Annotated in this window: 18 protein-coding genes; 1 reads left to right on the top strand and 17 read right to left on the bottom strand. The window is 37.8% G+C overall.

All coding sequences use genetic code 11. The features are described 5' to 3' along the window. Window positions 1–60 precede the first annotated feature (60 nt). The 14 genes from KE503_RS12025 to glgB all read right to left on the bottom strand — a co-directional run bounded on the left by KE503_RS12025 (window position 61) and on the right by glgB (window position 18,090). Complete coding sequence (locus KE503_RS12025) at window positions 61–576, bottom strand: Ger(x)C family spore germination protein (RefSeq protein WP_022375364.1); 516 nt, start codon at window positions 574–576, stop codon at window positions 61–63. After that, window positions 563–1,618: a GerAB/ArcD/ProY family transporter gene (locus KE503_RS12020; RefSeq protein WP_212385379.1), complete on the bottom strand. Its 1,056-nt coding sequence runs from the start codon at window positions 1,616–1,618 to the stop codon at window positions 563–565. Before KE503_RS12020 ends, KE503_RS12025 begins: the two co-directional genes overlap by 14 nt. Beyond that, complete coding sequence (locus KE503_RS12015; protein ID WP_212385378.1) at window positions 1,608–3,119, bottom strand: spore germination protein; 1,512 nt, start codon at window positions 3,117–3,119, stop codon at window positions 1,608–1,610. Before KE503_RS12015 ends, KE503_RS12020 begins: the two co-directional genes overlap by 11 nt. 222 nt (window positions 3,120–3,341) lie before the next feature. Continuing rightward, window positions 3,342–5,498, bottom strand: a complete 2,157-nt coding sequence (locus KE503_RS12010) for a Tex family protein (protein WP_212385377.1) — start codon at window positions 5,496–5,498, stop codon at window positions 3,342–3,344. 9 nt (window positions 5,499–5,507) lie between these two features. After that, a complete protein-coding gene (locus KE503_RS12005; protein ID WP_022375368.1) occupies window positions 5,508–5,987 on the bottom strand; it encodes a deoxycytidylate deaminase in 480 nt (159 codons plus the stop codon). 594 nt (window positions 5,988–6,581) lie between these two features. Further along, entirely contained in the window at window positions 6,582–7,784 is a 1,203-nt protein-coding gene (locus KE503_RS12000; RefSeq protein ID WP_055197558.1) for an aspartate kinase, read from the bottom strand. A gap of 25 nt (window positions 7,785–7,809) precedes the next feature. After that, entirely contained in the window at window positions 7,810–9,009 is a 1,200-nt protein-coding gene (locus KE503_RS11995; protein WP_022374864.1) for a cofactor-independent phosphoglycerate mutase, read from the bottom strand. A gap of 37 nt (window positions 9,010–9,046) precedes the next feature. Next, on the bottom strand, window positions 9,047–9,487 hold the full coding sequence (locus tag KE503_RS11990; RefSeq protein ID WP_022374865.1) for an ACT domain-containing protein: 441 nt from the start codon (window positions 9,485–9,487) through the stop codon (window positions 9,047–9,049). 105 nt (window positions 9,488–9,592) lie between these two features. After that, window positions 9,593–10,228 carry a SanA/YdcF family protein gene (locus tag KE503_RS11985; protein WP_212385376.1) on the bottom strand — a complete coding sequence of 212 codons (636 nt, stop codon included), beginning with the start codon at window positions 10,226–10,228 and terminating at the stop codon, window positions 9,593–9,595. Between the two features lie 41 nt (window positions 10,229–10,269). Continuing rightward, window positions 10,270–11,391, bottom strand: coding sequence for a peptide chain release factor 2 (gene prfB, locus KE503_RS11980; protein ID WP_117945223.1), 1,122 nt, complete (start codon window positions 11,389–11,391; stop codon window positions 10,270–10,272). 14 nt (window positions 11,392–11,405) lie between these two features. After that, a complete protein-coding gene (secA, locus tag KE503_RS11975) occupies window positions 11,406–13,976 on the bottom strand; it encodes a preprotein translocase subunit SecA (RefSeq protein ID WP_055197563.1) in 2,571 nt (856 codons plus the stop codon). A gap of 237 nt (window positions 13,977–14,213) precedes the next feature. Continuing rightward, the gene (hpf, locus tag KE503_RS11970) at window positions 14,214–14,744 is read right to left on the bottom strand and encodes a ribosome hibernation-promoting factor, HPF/YfiA family (protein WP_055197565.1); all 531 of its coding nucleotides are present in this window, start codon (window positions 14,742–14,744) and stop codon (window positions 14,214–14,216) included. A 365-nt stretch (window positions 14,745–15,109) separates the two neighbouring features. After that, window positions 15,110–16,030 (bottom strand): thioredoxin-disulfide reductase, encoded by a 921-nt coding sequence (trxB, locus tag KE503_RS11965; protein WP_212385375.1) that lies wholly within the window; start codon window positions 16,028–16,030, stop codon window positions 15,110–15,112. A gap of 257 nt (window positions 16,031–16,287) precedes the next feature. After that, on the bottom strand, window positions 16,288–18,090 hold the full coding sequence (gene glgB, locus KE503_RS11960) for a 1,4-alpha-glucan branching protein GlgB (RefSeq protein WP_055197568.1): 1,803 nt from the start codon (window positions 18,088–18,090) through the stop codon (window positions 16,288–16,290). Window positions 18,091–18,256: 166 nt separating this feature from the next. Between glgB and KE503_RS11955 the strand changes: the two genes are divergently transcribed. After that, on the top strand, window positions 18,257–18,832 hold the full coding sequence (locus KE503_RS11955) for a TetR/AcrR family transcriptional regulator (RefSeq protein WP_249183055.1): 576 nt from the start codon (window positions 18,257–18,259) through the stop codon (window positions 18,830–18,832). A 71-nt stretch (window positions 18,833–18,903) separates the two neighbouring features. On the opposite strand, the gene KE503_RS11950 is transcribed toward KE503_RS11955, so the two are convergent. From KE503_RS11950 to KE503_RS11940, 3 genes are read right to left on the bottom strand one after another with little or no spacing between them, the layout of a single operon-like run. Next, complete coding sequence (locus tag KE503_RS11950) at window positions 18,904–19,551, bottom strand: chloramphenicol acetyltransferase (protein ID WP_022374851.1); 648 nt, start codon at window positions 19,549–19,551, stop codon at window positions 18,904–18,906. A gap of 23 nt (window positions 19,552–19,574) precedes the next feature. Further along, window positions 19,575–20,447, bottom strand: a complete 873-nt coding sequence (locus tag KE503_RS11945) for a pyridoxamine kinase (RefSeq protein WP_022374852.1) — start codon at window positions 20,445–20,447, stop codon at window positions 19,575–19,577. A gap of 14 nt (window positions 20,448–20,461) precedes the next feature. Further along, window positions 20,462–21,388 carry a radical SAM protein gene (locus tag KE503_RS11940; RefSeq protein WP_212385374.1) on the bottom strand — a complete coding sequence of 309 codons (927 nt, stop codon included), beginning with the start codon at window positions 21,386–21,388 and terminating at the stop codon, window positions 20,462–20,464. Window positions 21,389–21,587: the final 199 nt, after the last annotated feature.

The raw sequence follows: 21,587 nt of genomic DNA, 5'->3' as shown, positions 1-21,587 counted from the left end.
CTTTTCAAGTTTAACACCCCTATATAGCAAAGTCAATGTTAACTTTTTATTACTTTCCCTTTATCTGTAAATCCTTCCAAGAGTAAGATTTTGACTGTCCTTTATTTCCAGTTTTTTTGACAGGTATTCTCCAAATGAGATTGACAATTTGTCTTCTTTTCCAAAAATATCTGACAGATTATGATCTGTTTTTAACACGTATACAGATTTTGCAATCTGCGGTTCTTCCACCAATTCTTTTATGATCTTTACATTCTTTTTTCCATTTCCAAAAATCACAACTTTTAGATGTCCAAAATTTAACTGCTGGCTTTTGTATTGTTTCCATTTTTTATTAGCATCTTTTAGAGACGTTGCTAAAACTGTCACCGATCTTGATGGTATTTTGGTCCCGGAATCGCTCTGTACTTTGTCGAAATCCGCATAAGAATAACGCACTAGCAATTTCTTTTCATTGATCCGTTCAAATCCCATTGCCAGTACAAAACTGTGATCTTCCACATCTTGTTGTTTGCTGCATCCTTGTATGCAAAATGCAATCAGTATTACCAGAAGACATAGCCTATATTTTCTCATCTTTCTTTTCCTTTCTCCACAGCATGAATAAAATAAGCGGAAAAACCAATCCAACAATTAAATTTCCGTAAATAAAAATAGAAAAATATCGCCTGATCCATGTTGCAAATATTGTCATGATCCATGGACTGATAGCATAAATTCCTCCATACGACAAGATCAATCCCGCAGTCCTTCCTTTTGAAAATGCATGTTTGATGCTTTCATTTCCATAAAATAAATAGCCGCTGAACACACAAAATACTCCTACGATCCAAAATGCGATCAAAAACAAATCCAGTCTTGCCATAATTCCTCCTGGCATTGCGACTCCCTGTGCCATAGACATCACAGGTTCTAGATCGATCATTGTAAGTTTCTTTCCAAGAGAACCTACAGTACTTACAAATACTCCAAGAAAAAGAAGCGTTAGCCCTGCAAATGATCTAAAATGGATTGCTCCATCTTTCATATCTCCACGATAAAACCAGACAAGTTCTATCGGATGCATCAGAGCAAACGTAAGGATACTTCCATTGAACATTTCCCTGCCTTTCCAGCCATTGACCATTAACTCATTCCATGATAGATTTGTCACACTTAGGATCAGAACAAAGATCATCGGTAGTAACACGAACCAGAAAATCCCTTCCATTACTCTGCCCCTTTTTGTTAATCCTCCTTGATTCATCAGATAAGCCAGTAAAATTAATGGAGCCCCAATAAGAAATGATGATTTGTCTGGAAGGAGATATTTTTTTGTAAGATATAAAATACACAAATAAAAAAAAGCTCCATTTAGTAAAAATCTTACATAATAAATGATGGCTGCGAGACGATATTTTTTTAATATATTTTCAATTGAATTTCCTTGTGCTACACAATCTGTGATACATAAATAAATTCCTGTCATCACACTTGCTATGATCACTACGATAATCCCTGAATGATATGACTTTTTCAACGCGATCTGCGGGAGAAACATCGCAGCCGCTGAAAATATTTCAAGAATCATAATTCGATTTCCCTGTCTTGCCGTGATCGTTTGTGCTTTATTTTTCATCCTGTTCCTCCTTTTGCCTTACCCTCGCCCCCTCTTTTGTAAATTCTGGGCGGTATTTCATCCGCTTTAATGGATAACGTACCATAAAATCCTGAAAAGATGCGGATAATTTTCCTTTTTCTTCGACCATCGGATGTGCATATGGCACTCCGTAATTTTCCAGATAAAATAAATGAATAAATATTGCCAGAAACCCTAAGAAAAAACCATATAATCCCCAAAAAGCACACATCATGATCAGGAAAAATTTCATCAACCGAAATGCACTTGTAAATAACTCATTCGGAATCGAAAATGTAGCGATCGCAGTCAACGCCACCACAATTACCACGATTGTGCTGACAAGATGTGCATCCACTGCCGCCTGTCCAACAATCAGGCCTCCAACAACTCCCATCGTCCCTCCAAGCTGCCCCGGAAGTCTGATTCCTGCTTCTCTTAATAATTCAAAAGACAATTCCATCAGCAAAACCTCTACGATCACTGGAAATGGGACCCCTTCCCTAGCTGATATCAATGCCAGCAAAAATGGTGTTGGCAGCACTTCCGGATGAAATCCCGCAATTGCTACATAAAATCCTGGCAACCCTATAGAAATAATTGCTGCCATATACCTTAAGATTCTTACGAATGTCGTAATTTCCCAACGATTATAGTAATCATCACTCGCCTGAAAAAATACATTTAACGTCACTGGAAGCAATAAAACCATTGGAGAATTATCCAATACAACCGCAATCCGCCCCTCCATAATACTGCTCGCTACCTTATCTGGCCGCTGTGTCAGTTGATAAAGCGGAAATGGAGTTCTACTATCTTTTTCAAGATATTGCTGCAACATTCCATTATCAAAAATTCCATCCACACAGATTTTATCCATTTGTTTTTTAATTTTATTTAAGATATCTATTTGAACCAGATCATCAATATACATCAATGCATAATCCGTTTTGCTTCTCGTTCCAATCTGCTTCTGAATCACTTTTAACCTTGTATCCCTGATTCTCCTGCGGATCAACGCTGTATTCGTTCTCAAACTCTCCGTAAAACTATCCTTGGGACCAACGATCGCCACTTCCTGATCCGCATTTTGCACACCTCTTGTTGGGAATGATTTACTGGAAAATAAGATTGCCCTTGCTTCTTTATCCAGAAATAAGACTGTATTGCCAGATAAGATTGCCGTCATGGCATCTTCCATTGTATTGATCCATTTCCAGTCTGCGGATTCAATTACATATTGATCAATTGCTGTTCTTTCTTGTGGAAAAGAGTCTTGAAGTAATGGCCTTATGACGGATTCTTGAAGCCTTTCTGTATCTACTAAGCCGTCCATGTACACAATATATAAGCTGATTTCATGGTTAATTCCGATTTTGAATTGTTTTTGTACTAAGTCATTGCAGTTTTGCATGACCTTTTTTGTATATTTTATGTTTTCTTGGATGTTTGGAGAGATACTGCCTTTCAGTTTGTGAGTTTTTGTGTGGAAATGGTCCATGGAGTTTTTACCCTCTTTTCTTTTTTGGAGATAGTATGTGGGATTTGAGTTGATTATATACTGAAATTTTAAGTTGTGGAGTTGGCCAACTGTAGATTTTGAGTATATGATAAAAAATAAATAAACAACCGATGGCAACGATTAGCAGATTTTAAGTGCGTGTTGCCACCGGTTTCTTATAAATATTTCTTGTTATCTTATTTCCTTCACATATACAAAAGACTATTGTCGTAAATCACAATTTTTCATGCTTAACTGTATTCTTTTTTTATCCATATCGACGCTAATTACTGTAACATCTACCACATCCCCAACACTTACAACTTCCAGAGGATGCTTGATAAACCGATCTGCCATCTGTGAAATATGTACTAATCCATCCTGATGTACTCCAATATCTACAAACGCTCCAAAATCTATAACATTTCTTACTGTTCCTTTTAATTTCATTCCTGGTTTTAGATCTTTCATTTCTAGGACATCAGTTCTAAGGATTGGTTTTGGAAGATCTTCTCGTGGATCTCGTCCTGGTTTTTCCAGTTCTTTTACAATATCTTTGAGTGTGATCTCTCCGATTCCAAGTTCTTCTGATAATTTCTTGTAATCTGTGATCTTTTTGCTGATTCCTCGGAATCCTTCTTTGGATAATTCTTTTGTTGAATATCCTAAATTCTTTAGTAACATCCCTGTTTCTTTGTATGTCTCTGGATGTACGCCAGTTGCATCAAGTGGCTCGTCTCCTCCGGATACTCTTAAGAATCCTGCACATTGTTCAAAGGCTTTTGGTCCTAGTTTTGCTACTTTTAACAGCTGTTTTCTGTTCTTAAATGTTCCATTTTCTTCACGATATGCTACGATATTTTTTGCTACTGCTTTGGATACTCCGGATACATATTCCAAAAGAGATGCAGATGCTGTATTAAGATCAACTCCGACTTTATTTACTGTTGCTTCAACAACACCTCCCAGAGCTTCAGATAACTGTTTCTGATTCATATCGTGCTGATACTGTCCAACTCCGATCGCTTTTGGCTCAATCTTTACTAATTCTGCTAGTGGATCTTGAACTCGTCTTGCGATGGATGTTGCACTTCTTTGTCCTACATCGAAGTTTGGAAATTCTTCTGTTGCCAATTTGCTTGCAGAATATACGGATGCTCCTGCTTCATTTGTAATGACATACTGTACTGGCTCTTTAATCTCTTTTAACATATCAACGACAATCTGTTCGGATTCTCTGGATGCAGTTCCATTTCCGATAGAGATCAGGGTGATTCCGTATTTCTTAATAAGTCCTTTGACTACTTTCTTGGCTTCTTCCACTTTGTTCTGAGGTGCTGTTGGATAAACGACTACTGTATCCAACACTTTCCCTGTTTCATCAACAACCGCTAACTTGCATCCTGTACGAAAAGCCGGATCCCATCCAAGAACTACCTGGCCAGCGATCGGTGGCTGCATCAGGAGCTGTGTTAAATTCTTTCCAAAAACTTTGATTGCTTCTGTACTTGCATTTTCAGTTAATTCGTTTCTGATATCACGTTCAATTGATGGTGCGATCAGACGTTTGTAACTGTCCTCGATGGCTGCAAATAGAGCTTTTGTTGTATTTGGATTCTTCTTTGTTACAATCTTTCTTGCTAGATATGATGCGATCTTTTGCATATCTGGCTCGATCTTTACCTGAAGGATTCCTTCTTTTTCCCCGCGATTAATCGCAAGAATACGATATCCTGCGATCTTCTTGATCGGTTCTTCAAAATCATAATACATCTCAAATACAGATGATTCATCTGGCTTCTTCGCTGTAGATGTGATCTTTCCATGATCCCATGTTGCCTTGCGGATCCATGTACGATATTCAGCATCATCTGCGATATGCTCTGCAATGATATCATTTGCACCTTTTAATGCATCTTCTACAGTCTTTACATCTTTTTCTTCATTGATAAATGCTTTGGCTTCTTTCTCTAATGGCTCATTTGTCATCTGAAGCAGGATCAGATTTGCTAATGGTTCTAATCCTTTTTCCTTTGCGATCATAGCTCTGGTACGTTTCTTCTGTTTGTATGGACGATATAAATCCTCTACTGCTACCAGTGTTTTGGCTTCTTCGATCTGCTTTGCCAGTTCCTTTGTAAGTTTTCCCTGTTCTTCGATATTCTTCTTGATTGTTTCTTTGCGGTCTTCTAAATTTCTTAAATATAATAATCTCTCATGAAAATTACGGAGTGTTTCATCATCTAATGATCCTGTCATTTCCTTTCGATATCTTGCAATAAATGGGATCGTATTGCCTTCATCGATCAATTTGATCGTTGTCTCTACCTGTCCTCGTCTGATTCCTAATTCTTCTTGTAAAATTTTAATAATATCCATGTCTTCACCTTATAAATCAATTTCTATTGTCTGTCCTTTTGGCACAAACTGACGGTATTTGACACCTGCCATGTCAAACATCTTCTTTGATGCTCTTGTCGCATCACTATCTGCGTATTTATCCTGCATATAGATAACTTCTTTCATACCACTCTGAATGATTGCTTTTGCACATTCATTACATGGGAATAATGTTACATAAACACGCGCACCATCAAGAGAACCACCACCATAATTTAAAATAGCATTTAATTCTGCGTGGCAAACATAAAAATATTTGGTATGAAGAGGATCTCCTTCTCTCTCCCATGGCATATCATCATCGTTACATCCTGTTGGCATTCCGTTATAACCGACAGATAAAATTTTATTATGATCATTCACAAGACATGCTCCCACCTGTGTGTGATCGTCTTTACTTCTCTGGGCAGATAAAATGGCAATTCCCATAAAATACTGGTCCCATGAAATATAATCTTTACGTTTCATAATGTATATTCCTTTCTGAATCTATGTAGGTATATTTTGTCATGTTTCTGCCATATCGTCAACTTCTGATTTGTAATAGTGTTTCATGTATGAGATAGAAATAAGATAAGAACAAATATTTATAATATATCGGTGGCAACACGCAGATTTTAAGAGCGTTTTTTGCAAATCGCTGATCCGCGCCTGTTCCTTTGAAAACTCCCTCGCTGCGAGCCAAAATGCCCGCAGCTATGGTCAGACATTCAACCACAGGGCGCTGCGAATTTGTAAAAAACGCACTTAAAATCTGCTAATCGTTGCCACCGATATATTATAAATATTTGTTCTTATCTTATTTCTATCTCATACAACGGAACGCTATTCAAATCACTACACAGTGTGTATGTTAAACGGTATTGGCTAATAAGTTTTGTGTTTGTTGACAGAAGATGAAAGGAACCTACGAACACCCACTAGTGGTTTCGATTGCGTAAATTATTTGAATATTATAAAAAGGGTTATCTGTCTGCGTCGAGCGAAAGCGCGTCGCAGACAGATAACCCTTTTTATAATATTCCACCAATAACTTCCGTCATCAAACCAGCAAATTAAAATTTAAGCCTCAAATTCCTCATGTGCTGCATTCATTGCTTTCACCATGTCTTCCTGGTTTACTAACACAGTCACACGAATCTCAGATGTTGAGATCATTCGGATATTCACATCTGCTTTGTATAATGCATTAAACATACGAGCTGCCATTCCATAGTGATTTAATAATCCTTTTCCGATGATAGATACTTTGGCAACTTCCTTGCTTGCTTTGATTTCTTCATAATAGCTGTCTGGAAGGTAATCTTCTAATGCTTTTACTGCGATATCTAATTCTTCTTCTTTGACTGTGAAGGAGATATCTTTCTTGTCATTATGTCCTACTGACTGAAGGATCATATCTACATTTACATTTTTCTTTGCTAATACATTAAAAATCTTAAATGCCATACCTGGTGTATCTTCAATTCCCATAACTGCGATTCTTGCTGCATCGTCGTCTCCTGCTACACCGCTGATCTCATTCTGTTTTGATTTTACATTTTCTTTTACGACTGTTCCTTCTTCTGTTGTAAGACTTGATCTAACAACTAAAGCAACTCCGTGTTTCTTGGCAAGTTCTACAGAACGGTTGTGAAGTACTCCGGCTCCAAGTGTTGCCATCTCTAACATCTCATCGTATGTGATCTCATCTAATTTCTTAGCATTTGGTACTTTTCTTGGGTCTGCTGTGTAAACTCCGTCTACGTCTGTGTAGATCTCACATGCGTCTGCATGTAGTGCTGCTGCAAGTGCTACAGCTGTTGTATCAGATCCACCACGTCCAAGTGTTGTGTAGTTATCGAACTGGTCAACTCCCTGGAATCCTGTAACGATAACGATCTTTCTCTGCTCTAATTCGTTCATGATACGATCTGTATCAATTCTCTTGATTCTTGCATTACTGTATACAGATGTTGTATGCATTGCTACCTGAAACGCATTTAAGGATACAGCTGGAACTCCAAGGGAATCCATTGCCATTGCCATTAAAGATACAGAAGTCTGTTCTCCTGTTGTTAATAACATATCCATTTCTCTTCTGGATGGATTTGGATTGATCTCTTTTGCCTTTGCAATCAGTTCATCTGTCATTTTACCCATTGCTGATAAAACTACGACAACGTCATTTCCCTTTTTATAGTCTTCAATACATCTTTTTGCTACGTTCATGATACGTTCTTTATTTCCTACAGAAGTACCACCAAATTTCTTAACTACTAGCATCTTGTGCCTCCTAAAATTATTTCTCTTATTTTTGTAATAACCGATTCATTAAATCATAAGCGTGGGAAATGACAAGTCCTGTCTTTCTCGCTGCTTCTTCGCTGTACTCTTCCTGACCTTCATAATCTTTTGTGCTGTCATAGATCATAAATGGTATCGGTTCTTTGGAATGGGTACGGATCGCAATTGGTGTCGGATGATCCGGTCCGATCAAAATTCTGAAATCCTCTCCAGCTTTCTCTAATTCTTCTTTGACAACCTTTACAACTTCCTTATCAAGATGTTCGATTGCTTTGATCTTATTCTCGAGACTTCCCTGATGCCCCATCTCATCAGGTGCCTCTACATGAATATAAGCGAAATCGTCATTTTTTTCAAGTAGTGCTTCGACTGCTGCCATTGCTTTTCCATGATAATTCGTGTCAAGACCACCATTTGCCCCCTCAACATCAAGATTTCTCATGTTCGCTCCGACTGCGATTCCTTTTAACAGATCGACTGCGGATACCATCGCTCCGTTCATTCCAGTCTTCTCTTTAAAATCATCCAGTGCCGGTTTCGTTCCTGCTCCCCAGAACCAGATGCTGTTTGCTTTGTTTAAACCTCTCTTGGCTCTTGCTTCATTGATCGGATGATGATCTAAGATATCAAAACTCTTCTTCATCATCTCTTTTAATTTCTCCTGTTTTGGGAGATACTGCCCGATCTTCTGTCCCAGAACATCATGTGGTGGTACAAGTTCAACCACTTCTCCATGATCCCAGATCGTTAAATGGCGATAGCTGACTCCAGGATAAAACTTATATTCATCATCTTCTAATTCTTTTCTCACAGCTTCAATCAGGATCGCTGCTTCTTCGGAAGTGATCTCTCCTGCACTGTGGTCGATGATCGTCTTATCTTCATAGTCTTCGTCTTCAGATACGGTTACAACGTTACATCGAAGTGCAATATCTGTATCTTTCATATCAACACCGATACTTAACGCTTCCAGTGGTGATCTTCCAGAATAGTAAACCTGTGGATCATAACCTAACATAGAAAGGTTCGCCACATCACTTCCTGCTGGTAAATTGGATGGTACGGTGTATGCAATTCCCTGTTCGGAAACTTTCGCCATCTCATCCATCACTGGTTTATCTGCTAACTGCAGTGGTGTCTTTCCACCTGCTGCTTCGATCGGCTCATCGGCCATTCCATCTCCTAAAACGATAACGTATTTCATTCTGCCCTCCAAAAATGTGTCATGTATATTTATACATCTATTCCATTGCAATCACTTTTACATAAGATACATCTTCTATCTTCTCAACATCCTGGATCATTGCCGAGACATCCGTCTGGCTGTCTTCGATATCAACGCTGACTGTTAAAAGTCCCTTTCCATTGATCGGGATACTCTGATGAATTGTCAGGATGTTTACCTTATAAAGTGCAAAAATGTTAAGGATCGAGGCCATAACGCCCGGCTGGTCATCAACTTCGATCACAAATGTGATACTTCGGCCTTTCTTACCAGCATAAAATGGGAAGATATCATCCTTGTACTTGTAATAAGAGCTTCTGCTGATTCCAACCTTCTCTGTGGCTTCTAATACAGAAACTGCTTTCTTGGAATCTAACAGTTTCTGGACCTCTAAGACCTTTAATAACACTTCTGGAACTGCTTTCTTTTTAATTACATAATAGTTTGTTTCTTTCATGTTTCGTTCCTTTTGTTCTCCTGTGGTGTACAGTTGTCTTTGTGCAAAATACTACCACAGATATTTTTAGGATGCAATAGAAAATTGGGTTTTAAAATAAATACATTACTTAATTGGAAGTTTTTCTAAAGAATACACTGGTTCTGGTTTTGTGATATTACACTCGATCCATGCCTTATCTGATGCAAAAAAATCACGAAATTTTTCATAAATTTCTTTTTTGTACTGATGTTTGTCAATACCCATACAATACCCATTCATTCCAAGCTTGCTGATCAGATAACCCGTTCTTTTAAAGTATTTTTGCTGTGTGCATACAATAAATCTCTTATTTGGAAATGCTTCTTTGCAACGATAGATCGTTGAATAGGTATCAAGTCCTCCATCATCGATCAAAATATCTTCTTCGGCTACATTACGATTTGTCAAAAATATTTTTCCTATCTTATTTTCTCTTGCTGCACCGGATAAGATGATCTTCGGTACTTTCTTTTCCTGATATAATCTTAATGCACCATTTAAGCGGTCTTCTAGTGCATACGATGGTTTCCCACTTTTGTATACAAGACACCCTGGCACGATCACATAGTCCACTTCTTTGATCTTCTCTGTATGATCTACAGAATATGTCTGGCGTTTTGCCGTCTTTAATTGTACATTGCAATATATCGTAAATAGTAAACCTACGATTCCAAGTGATACTCCCATCGCAATCATTGTTTTCATTATTTTTCCTGCCATATCCTCACCCTTTTGTTTTTTTAATCTTATATGGTTTTTATTTAATTTTCTTCTTGTTTACGGTTATTGTCCCACGCAAGATAAGCATTCATAAATCCATCCAGATCCCCATCTAATACTGCACTCGGATTTCCACTTTCAAAATTTGTTCTGTGGTCTTTTACCATGGTGTATGGCTGCAGTACATAAGATCTGATCTGGTTGCCCCATCCGTTATCTCCAACATCTCCACGGATGTCTGATAGTTTCTCCAAATGCTGCTGCTGTTTTAACAGATATAACTTTGTCTTTAACATCTTCATCGCCTGATCTTTGTTCTTGTGCTGTGATCGCTCATTCTGGCACTGTACAACGATTCCTGTTGGTAAATGAGTAATACGGATTGCTGAATCTGTCTTATTGATATGCTGTCCACCAGCTCCACTCGCACGATATGTGTCGATTCGGATATCTTCATCTGCAATCTCAACTTCGATATCATCTTTAATGTCTGGCATGACATCACAGGATGCAAATGATGTTTGTCGCTTTCCTGCTGCGTTGAATGGCGAAATTCGGACAAGACGGTGAACACCTTTCTCTGATCTCAAATATCCATAAGCATTCATCCCTGAAATCTTCACTGTGACAGATTTGATTCCTGCTTCATCTCCGTCAAGATAGTCTAAAACTTCCGTTCCATAACCTTTCTTGCATGCCCATCTTGTAAACATACGGTAAAGCATTCCTGCCCAGTCACAAGATTCTGTTCCACCTGCCCCGGCATGTAACGTAAGAATTGCATCGTCCTTATCATATTCACCGGTTAACAGCGTTGAAATGCGTAATTCTTCATATTTTGTCTCAAATTCATCCATCAATGCCGTTGCTTCTTCGATCAGATCTGTATCCTCATCTTCCTGTGCCATATCGATCAATGTCTCGATATCTTCGTATTTTGTTTTCAGATCATCATATTCTTCCACAACACTTTTTAAGCTTTTGACTTCTTTCATAACATTCTGGGATTCCTCGACATTATCCCAGAATCCTGGTTCTTCCATATTCAGTTCTAACTGATCGATTCTCTCTTTTTTTGCTTCTAACGCAAGGGAACCACTAAGATCTTCTAGTGGTTCCTGAAAAGAGTTTAATTTATATTGTAATTGTTCTGCTTCAATCATTTACAAACAACTCCTTATTTATTTCTTCCGCAGCAGTTCTTATATTTCTTACCACTTCCACATGGGCAAGGATCATTTCTGCCGATTTTGGCTCCTTTTCTAACATAAGGCTTCTTCTCAACTTCAGCATCTTTGTTTGTTCCTGTGATCTTTGGAGCTTCTTCTTTCTCAATCTTCTGCTCAACCTGTACATGGAACAATGCACCTGTTGTTTCTTCCTGAATTGCCTTTGTCATCTCATTGAACATCTCAAATCCAGCCATACGGTATTCAACAACTGGGTCTCTCTGTCCATATGCCTGAAGTCCGATTCCTTCACGTAACTGATCCATATCATCGATATGATCCATCCACTTGCGGTCGATAACTTTCAGTAAGATGATACGCTCAATCTCACGAAGATCGAAATCTTCAAATTCTTTTTCTTTCTGTTCATATAATGCAACAGTTTCTTCCTGTAATCTTGCTACTAGATCATCAACTCTTCCAGAAGATTTCTCTGCATCTGTTAATACGATCTTATTTAAAGGAACAATTGGAAGCAACTCTGCATTCAGTGCTGCAAGATCCCATTCTTCTGGTGGAAGTTCATCACTGATCACCTGATATACATGGTTTGCAACTGTTTCTTTCATCATATTTAAAACAGATTCTTTCATGTCATCTCCATCAAGAACACGACGACGTTCTTTGTACATGACTTCTCTCTGTTCATTATTAACTCTATCATAGTCTAACAGATTCTTACGAATACCGAAGTTGTTATTCTCGATCTTCTTCTGTGCTTTTTCAATTGTCTTGCTGATCGTCTTATGCTGGATTTCTTCTCCTTCTGGAATTCCTAGTGCATTGTATATGCTGATCATTCTTTCAGATCCAAATAATCTCATCAGATCATCTTCCAGAGATAAATAGAACTTAGATTCACCTGGATCTCCCTGACGTCCGGCACGACCACGCAACTGATTATCGATACGTCTGGATTCATGACGTTCTGTACCAATGATCTTTAATCCACCAAGTTCAGCAACTCCATCTTCAAGCACGATGTCAGTACCACGACCAGCCATGTTTGTAGCGATCGTTACAGCACCAATCTCACCTGCATGAGAAATGATCTCTGCTTCTTTTTCATGGAATTTCGCATTCAATACGTTGTGTTTGATGCCACGTTTCTTAAGCATTGCGCTTAATTCTTCGGACATCTCAATTGTGATCGTACCAACTAAGACTGGCTGTCCTTTTTCATGTGATTTGATGATGTCTTCGACAACCGCATTCATCTTCTCACGTTTTGTCTTATAGATCGCATCGTCATGATCGATTCTCTGGACAGGTTTGTTTGTTGGAATTACAACAACGTCCATTCCGTAAATTTCACGGAATTCCTGTTCTTCTGTAAGCGCAGTACCTGTCATACCTGCTTTCTTATCATATTTATTGAAGAAGTTCTGGAATGTGATCGTTGCAAGAGTCTTGGATTCTCTCTTAACTTTTACATTTTCCTTCGCTTCGATTGCCTGATGCAGGCCGTCTGAATAACGTCTACCTGGCATGATACGTCCTGTAAATTCATCGACGATCAGTACTTCATCATCTTTTACGACATAGTCTTTGTCTTTAAACATTAAGTTATGTGCACGAAGTGCTAAGATGATATTATGCTGGATCGCAAGATTTTCTGGATCTGCAAGGTTCTCAATATGGAAGAATTTCTCAACTTTCTTCACACCTTCTGCAGTCAGCATGATCTGTTTGTCTTTTTCATTGACAAGGAAATCTCCGTCTTCTTCGATATCCTCATTCATTAAAATATCCATCTTAGATAACTCACCGTCAGAACTTCCTCGTTCCATCTGGCGTGCTAAGATATCACATGCACGGTATAATTCTGTAGACTTTCCACTCTCACCGGAAATGATCAGTGGTGTTCTCGCCTCATCGATCAATACGGAATCGACCTCATCGACGATCGCATAATGAAGATCTCTCTGTACCAGATCTTCTTTCTCGATGACCATGTTATCTCTTAAGTAGTCAAATCCTAATTCATTGTTTGTAATATAAGTAATATCACAGTTATAAGCTTCACGACGTTCATCGTTCTCCATATCATTTGTAACGACACCAACGGTTAATCCAAGGAAGTTATGAACTTTTCCCATCCACTCCGCATCACGGGTAGCCAGATAATCGTTGACTGTTACAATGTGAACACCTTTTCCTTCTAATGCATTTAAATATGCAGGTAAAGTAGACACTAAAGTTTTACCTTCACCAGTTCTCATCTCAGCGATACGTCCCTGATGCAGGATGATACCACCGATCAGCTGAACACGATAATGTTTTAATCCGATCGCACGGCTACTGGCTTCTCTTACTGTTGCGTATGCTTCTGGTAACAGATCGTCTAATGTCTCTCCATTTGCAAGTCTTTCTTTAAATTCAACGGTCTTATGTCTTAATTCTTCATCAGATAGCTGCTGCATGGATGCATCCAGTGCCTCGATCTTATCAACTGTCTTGCTGATTCGTTTCAGTTCTTTATCACTGTGAGAACCAAATACTTTATCAAATAAACCCATAAATTAATCTCCTAAGTTTCTTTTTACATTTACTATATCCCCGATTCTTCTGCCTGTCTTCGATGACATCAGGGTAGACTTATATCAATTATATAATCTTTGTTATTGTAACACTTAACATTATAAGGTGCAAGTTAACTAATTGTAAAAATTATCAATAAAATATAAACTTTTTATAATTTTATGCATGAAAAAGGAGATCCTTATTATTAAGGATCTCCTCTATCTTCCGATCTTCTAAAATTCAGGTTCGATCAGTCCGTATGTATTTCCTTTTCTCTTATATACAACATTGACTTCAAATGTATCAGCATTGCGGAATACAAAGAAATCATGTCCTAATAATTCCATCTGTACACAAGCTTCTTCTACATCCATTGGTTTGATGGCGAACTTCTTGCTTCGGATGATTCTGATCTCATCATCTTCCACTTCATCTTCTTGCTCCATAAATTCCTGTTTGAAGCTTGTTCCATCATGTTTCTGATTCATAAGTCTTGTTTTATATCTGCGAATCTGGCGTTCAATGACATCAACAACCAGGTCAATAGATACATACATGTCTTCACTGCCTTCTTCAGCACGGATAATGTGCCCTTTCATAGGAATGGTAACTTCTATCTTCTGTCTTCCCTTCTGAACACTTAACGTTACGTTTACGACTGTATCATCTACAAGATATTTGTCGAGACGTCCGAGTTTCTCTTCGATTGCTGCTTTGATACTTTCTGTAACTTCAATGTTCTTTCCACTAATAATGAATTTCATGGCTCCCATCTCCTTTACCTTTTTTGTATGCATTCATTATAACATATAATTCTTCTTAAGAAAACAAAATCTTTTTATAAATAGTGAACAAAACATATGTTTCTTTTTCGAGTTATCCACAATTTAATTTTGTCGAATTATGGATGTGGACAATGTGGATAACTCTGTGGGTAACTCATTTTTGGCTAAAATATGCCATTTCTGTATGTTGATAACTTTGTGGGTATTTTGTTAGCAATATGTGTGTAATTTTTCCATAAAAAAATCAACCTGCTTTTTGTTATACAACTAGCACAAATCGTCAAAAAGCGGTTGATTTTTAATTTATGAGTCACTATTAAAAAATGGCTTAAATTGTCTGAAAATTAGGAATTCTGGAGATATCGCTCGACAGAGTACACGCAATTGGCCCCGTCGGACACTGCAGTCACTACCTGTCGCAGATTTTTGCTTCTTCCATCCCCTGCTACGAAGATTCCCGGAATATTTGTAACACCATCTTCTCCTGCAATAATATATCCTTTTTCATCTGTTGATAACTTTCCAGATAAAAGTTTGGAAGCTGGTTTTGTCCCAACTGCGATAAAGATTCCATCAACATCTAGTGACTTATCCACATGGTTATCTACATCTTGTAGTTGTATACTTTGAACAACCTCATCACCATCGATTTTTGTCACGATCGTATTCCATAAAATTTCAATCTTATCGTTCTTCTTTACTTCATCCTGAAGGATCTTTGCACCTCGAAATTCATCTCTTCGATGGATCAGATAAACCTTTTCACACATACGGCTTAGAAATAATGCATCTTCTAATGCAACATTTCCACCACCAACAACTGCTGTGACCTTATTTCTGAAAAATGCTCCATCACATGTTGCACAGTAGGATACTCCCATTCCTTTTAGTTTTTCTTCGCCTTCGACTCCTAACGTCTGATGGACTGCTCCGGTTGCAAGGATGATCGTCTTTGTTTTAAGAATATCACCATTTTTCAAGATAATCTCTTTGATCTCATTGTCTGCATTAATTTCTTTTACTTCCGCTGTAATGCTTTCGACTCCCAGTTCTTTGGCATGTTCCGAAAATTTCATTCCAAGATCCATTCCATTAGTCTTTGGAATTCCTGGATAGTTGTCGACTTCATACGTCTGTACAACCTGACCTCCTGGCATATATTCTTTCTCGATCACAATAAAATCAAGCATAGCTCTCTGTGCGTAGATTGCTGCTGACATTCCGGCTGGTCCAGAACCTATGATTACTAAATCGTATATTTTCATAATTTTCATCTCCTTATAAAATTTCCTACTCGCTGGCATGCAGATGTAAAAAGTATCTGCATATGCTCTGCAAAAAATCCCTTCTTCTGCATTCCAAATGATTATTTACATAATCTTCCATGATCTTCTTCTCCTGCAGAACAAAGGCTGTATATAGGAAGTCTATATTATATTTTGTATCTCGATAAATGATGTTGAGTGCTCCATCCATAAAAAACTCTTGCTGTTTCTCCCCTTTGTATTTATTTTTATCTTTCTTATTTGTATGTTAGTTTTAATAAAACTCCACTGTATCTTGGAAGTGTGATCGTCAATTCACTGTTCTTGCCTTTTTTCTTTAAATGGATATTTTCTTTGCGTTTCTTCATCGTTCCACCATACTGTTCCCATTCAGTATGTAACAAGGTTCTTCTTGTATAATGGCCTTCAAGTATTAATTTATAATCTTCCTGTTCTTTGTCAGAGAAATTAAAGATTCCAACGATCATATGGTCAGCTGTCTTTCTTCCGATCGCATAGATACATCTCTCTTCCTGATGACAGTCAAGCCATTCAAAGTTTTCCTTATGGTAGTCGTAATGGAATGCTTTTTCTTTCTTATAAATGTCATTTAATTTGATCATATATTTATGGAAAGCATCATGGATCGGATATTTTAAGATTATCCAGTCCTGTTCCTTTGCCTCGCTCCATTCCCTTAACTGACCAAATTCATTTCCCATGAAGTTTAATTTCTTGCCGGGATGGATCATCATATACATATACATTGCCCTTGCCTGTGGAAATTTGTCTTCGTAATCTCCGTACATTTTCTGTAAGATCGTTGCCTTACCATGGACAACTTCATCATGGCAGTATTCCAGCATATAACGTTCATTCCAGAAATATACCATGGAAAATGTCAGCTTATGATAATCACGGCTTCGGTATTCTGGCCCGGTCTGGAAATATTCCAAGGTATCGTGCATCCATCCTAAATCCCATTTGTAATCGAATCCTAAACCACCTTTCCATACAGGTTCTGTCACTCCGGGATATGAGGTAGAATCTTCTGCGATCAGCATAGCTGTTGGATGGCGTTGTTTTAAACCTAAATTCAATGCTTTTAGAAAGTCAATTGCTGTGTCATTGACTCCTCTGTTTTCATCTCCCTGCCAGTAGATCAGACGGCTCACTGCGTCCATACGGATTCCATCAAAATGATATTCTTCCAGCCAGTAGTTAGCAGCTGATTGTAAGAAACACTGGACTTCTCTTCTGGAATGAATAAAGTTGCAGCTTCCCCATTCACTCTCCCCAGTGTCTTTATTATCATATTCATATAGTGGTGTTCCATCATATAATTTCAATCCGTATCCATCCACTGCAAAATGAACTGGTACAAAATCCATGATGACTCCAATTCCCGCCTGATGCATCATATCAACAAATTTCATTAATTTATCCGGGGTTCCATAACGCTTGGTCGGTGCGAAAAATCCAGTATTCTGATATCCCCATGATCCGTCAAATGGATGTTCAGATAACGGCATTAATTCTACATGGGTATAGTTATTCTTCTTTAAATAAGGCACAAGCATCTCGGCAATCTCGTCATACTGATACCAGCCATTTTCATCCTTTTCGTTCATTCGCCACGATCCCATATGCATCTCATAGACATTGACAGCATCTTCCATGCCAACACTTCTCATCTGCATCCATGAATCATCATGAAACTGATATGTCGTAATGTCACGAATAATAGAACATGCTCCTGGTCTTAATTCCATCTCAAATCCATAAGGATCACAATGTTCCTGCCTATTTCCATCAGGTCCGTAGATGCAGTATTTGTACATCTGGCCTTCCTTGGCTTTGTCTGAGTAGAATAAAAAGAAACCGCTTTGTGCGTCCTGTTCCATAAATTCTTCATTCCAGTCATTAAATTCTCCAATGATCGATATCCTGGAGGCTCTTGGTGCATAGGTTACAAAACGGATCTTGTCACCGTCTTTATGTGCACCCATATAACGATATGCGTCAAATAATTTTCCATCATAAAAATCTTGCCGGTTCATGTCTGTGCCTCCTTTTATCCTACAACTGTTGTTTTTCATTCATATGTATATTATAATAAATATATGTATATAGAACAACCACCAAAATAGAGTTTTTGGCGGGTATCAAACATTTTTTATTGTTTTGTAGATTATCTTTTTATATGATTTTAAAGGAGTTTTTGATATGGTAGAGAAGAAAACTGATCGTCGTATTTTAAAGACGAAACGTGCGCTCAGAGAGAGCTTGCTTTATTTATTAAAAGAACAGCCAATACAGAAAATATCCGTTTCCCTTCTGTGTGAGAAATCAGATATTAACCGCAGTACATTTTATACTTATTATTCCAGTCCGATGGATCTTTTGGAATCCATTGAGGATGAGATTTTGAATACGCTGGAAGAAGATATGATCCAGTTTGAAAAGGAAAATTCGATTTCTCAGCTGATGAATTCGATTATCTTTTATATCAGCGAGCATAAGCAGTTAGTAAGGCTTCTGTTTTCAGATCATGGTGATCCTGGATTTCAGAATAAACTTCTGTTTGCCACACAGCGCTGGACAATGCCGATGTGGCAGAGCCGAAGACCGGATTATGATGCAGAGACTTTATCTTCTTTGCATATTTATATTGTGAGTGGCTGTATGGCTGTGATCCGGCAGTGGATCACGGGTGGTTTTCAGGAGTCTGAAGAGGAAGTATCTTTGATGTTGGAGAAATTGTCTGCTTCTACTTCGGTAGGATTTTTGCAAGGGAAATAATTTTATCTTTTTATTCTTAAAAGCTATTTTTTCATAATACATACTGCTGTTATAATCATCAATTTTTTCACTTAAAAATGAATTACAAACTCATTCAATACTTCCTGCAATCTTTCAAAAAACATACTAGCATGATATCCATCTGCCGATGCATGGGATATCGTCAAGGCAGCAGATAATTTTCTTCTTCCATCTTCTTCCACATATTTTCCAAATGTAATAATTGGAAATAGATTTGGTCTTCCGGTTGGTACCCATGTGCTGTATCCTGTAAAATCCATCCATGGCACACAGGAAATACAGAAGAAGTTTGGTGGCTGCCCTTCTTTTCCTTTTGGTCCTTTGACATCTTTGTAAGTTTCCATATCATTTATGATATTTTGATAACATATCTGAAAGTCGTCATCATAATAAGACCAGATGTCTGAAAATGTATGGTCGTCTTTGTGAAAGATCGTAAAGTTTGGATGCATCACATCAAAATAGCCAGGTCTTCCTTCCTGATCGACTCCCATCTTAAATTCTTTTTTCTCGTTAATGACTTTCCCTGCGCAGTAAATAAATGCTGGATAAAACTTTAATCCACATTTTTTGACCTGCTGGTACAGATTTTCCACATCTAAACGTACTGTGACGGTATAACCGCATGGTATCATCTGCATATAATATTCAAAATGTTTCTGTCGTTCCCATTTATCTGAATCTAGTAAATGAAACATATCAGACACCTCCTGTCTGTTTTCTAGATCATCTCATATCCGCCCAAAACTACTGGCATTTTCAGCACTTCCAGTACTCTCTCAAGCAATACTCCTTCTCTGTTTGGATAATCAAATCCATAACTTGCTTTAATTGCCTGTGTGATAAACTGTACACCCTTATCCAATGCAATTGGCAGACTGTCTCCGTCTAACAGACTTCCGATCATAACAGAAGTATAAGCATCCCCTGTTCCCGGATAGAATGTTGGGATATAGCGACATTTAATCTTCCAGTATGTATTACAACTTCTATCATAAGCGATTACATTAGAATCTTTATCTTTTTCTTTATCTGGAACACTTGTCACAACCACAATATCTGGTCCCATATCTGACAGGCGTTTTACCCATTCTTTGATCTCTTCATCGGTCGTTGTCTGTTTATATTCTTCTCCTAACAGAAGGCTTACTTCAGTAAAGTTTGGTGTAATGATATCTGCTTTTGTCACCAGATGTTTCATTCCTTCAACCAATCCCTGATCCATCGTTGAATATAAATTTCCATTATCTCCAAGTACTGGATCGATCACGACCATGTTATCTTTCGTTCCAAAATCATCAATAAATCCAGAAACAATCTCAATCTGACGTTCAGACCCTAAAAATCCAGAATAAATGCAGTCAAAATCAATCTTTAATTCTTTCCAGTGATCGATATAGTCCTGCATATGATCTGTAAAATCTACAAAACTAAAAGTATCAAATCCACCAGTATGATTAGACAGGATTGCTGTTGGCAATGGACAAACCTGAACTCCCATGGATGAAAGGATTGGTATGATCGCTGTCAGAGAGGCTCTTCCGAATCCTGAAAGATCGTGGATCGCTGCCACTCTTTTTACACTGTGTTTCATATTATTTCTCCTTACTATTTTAAGCGGAATGTCAAGATTCCTTTATAATCGATCACATTGATTTCTTCATCTTGTTTCATCTGCTCCATCATTGCTTCTGGATCTTTGACATCTCTGCTTTCTAAGAATCCTCTTACTTCAAACTGATTCATTGGATGTCTTCCGATAATCGATTTGACCGCTTCATAGTCATCTTCAATCTCACTAAAAAATGCACCTGAACTCATCATCTCGATAGAAATACCACCAAGCGTCTCAACTGCATATCGCATACGTTCTTCTGATACAACATTCACATCTGCTTCTGCTGGCGGACGAACTGGTGTGTTTAGGTATAATCTGTCATATTTTAATTCTTTTAATAACTTTTTAAATTCAAGAATAGAATGCTCATCATCATTAATTCCATCAACTAACATGATTTCTAACCAAAGTTCTCCCTCATACATGCGAGTGAACTTTTTAAGACCATCAAATTCTTCTTCAAATTTAATCGTTCCATAAGGACGGTCGATCTTCTTGGAAATTTTCTGATCATAAGCATCTAAGGATGGCAATACCATATCGGCATGACACAATTCTTCTCTGACCTGTGGATCAGAAAGTAATGCACCATTTGTGATCACTGCAACAGGCTTGTCTGTTAATGCTTTTAATGCATCTACTAATTCACCAAGATTCGATGCTAACGTAGGCTCTCCTTCTCCAACCACGGTTACGATATCGAATTTATCAGAGTCTTTCAGATATTGTTTAAATTCTGCAATGATATCTTCTGTTTTATAAAATTCCTGACGTTTATTTGTCATTTTATCGGTTCTTCCTAACTGACAGTAGATACAAGAATAGTTGCAAGTCTTTTTAGGCAATGGACTGATTCCTAAAGATCTTCCTAATCTTCTGGATGGAATTGGACCGAATACATATTTAAAATCGCTCATGTTGATGTTTCCTTTTCCTATTAATTTTGTATAATTCTTATTATACGGCAGGTATACAAAATTTGTCTATAAAAATTGTGATTTGTAGGTAGTTTGATAAGCTGAAGTTATTGGTGGAATATTATAAAAAGGGTTATATGTCTGTGACGCGCTCTCGCTCGACTCACACGTAGTGGACACTAAATTCGACAGCGATGAT

Source organism: Anaerostipes sp. Marseille-Q3525 (genome assembly GCF_018223505.1).
Lineage (GTDB): Bacteria > Bacillota > Clostridia > Lachnospirales > Lachnospiraceae > Anaerostipes > Anaerostipes amylophilus.
Note: the sequence above shows the minus strand (reverse complement) of the source record. Positions and strands in the feature narration are given on the sequence as shown.

Coding starts and splice junctions, on each gene's coding strand:
- secA (WP_055197563.1), bottom strand. CDS start 13,976: ATGGGTTTATTTGATAAAGTATTTGGTTCTCACAGTGATAAAGAACTG.
- KE503_RS11940 (WP_212385374.1), bottom strand. CDS start 21,388: ATGAGCGATTTTAAATATGTATTCGGTCCAATTCCATCCAGAAGATTA.
- KE503_RS11955 (WP_249183055.1), top strand. CDS start 18,257: ATGGTAGAGAAGAAAACTGATCGTCGTATTTTAAAGACGAAACGTGCG.
- KE503_RS11985 (WP_212385376.1), bottom strand. CDS start 10,228: ATGGCAGGAAAAATAATGAAAACAATGATTGCGATGGGAGTATCACTT.
- KE503_RS11945 (WP_022374852.1), bottom strand. CDS start 20,447: ATGAAACACAGTGTAAAAAGAGTGGCAGCGATCCACGATCTTTCAGGA.
- KE503_RS12005 (WP_022375368.1), bottom strand. CDS start 5,987: ATGAAACGTAAAGATTATATTTCATGGGACCAGTATTTTATGGGAATT.
- glgB (WP_055197568.1), bottom strand. CDS start 18,090: ATGAACCGGCAAGATTTTTATGATGGAAAATTATTTGACGCATATCGT.
- KE503_RS12015 (WP_212385378.1), bottom strand. CDS start 3,119: ATGGACCATTTCCACACAAAAACTCACAAACTGAAAGGCAGTATCTCT.
- KE503_RS12000 (WP_055197558.1), bottom strand. CDS start 7,784: ATGCTAGTAGTTAAGAAATTTGGTGGTACTTCTGTAGGAAATAAAGAA.
- trxB (WP_212385375.1), bottom strand. CDS start 16,030: ATGAAAATATACGATTTAGTAATCATAGGTTCTGGACCAGCCGGAATG.
- KE503_RS12010 (WP_212385377.1), bottom strand. CDS start 5,498: ATGGATATTATTAAAATTTTACAAGAAGAATTAGGAATCAGACGAGGA.
- hpf (WP_055197565.1), bottom strand. CDS start 14,744: ATGAAATTCATTATTAGTGGAAAGAACATTGAAGTTACAGAAAGTATC.
- KE503_RS11995 (WP_022374864.1), bottom strand. CDS start 9,009: ATGAAATACGTTATCGTTTTAGGAGATGGAATGGCCGATGAGCCGATC.
- KE503_RS12020 (WP_212385379.1), bottom strand. CDS start 1,618: ATGAAAAATAAAGCACAAACGATCACGGCAAGACAGGGAAATCGAATT.
- KE503_RS11950 (WP_022374851.1), bottom strand. CDS start 19,551: ATGTTTCATTTACTAGATTCAGATAAATGGGAACGACAGAAACATTTT.
- prfB (WP_117945223.1), bottom strand. CDS start 11,391: ATGATTGAAGCAGAACAATTACAATATAAATTAAACTCTTTTCAGGAA.
- KE503_RS12025 (WP_022375364.1), bottom strand. CDS start 576: ATGAGAAAATATAGGCTATGTCTTCTGGTAATACTGATTGCATTTTGC.
- KE503_RS11990 (WP_022374865.1), bottom strand. CDS start 9,487: ATGAAAGAAACAAACTATTATGTAATTAAAAAGAAAGCAGTTCCAGAA.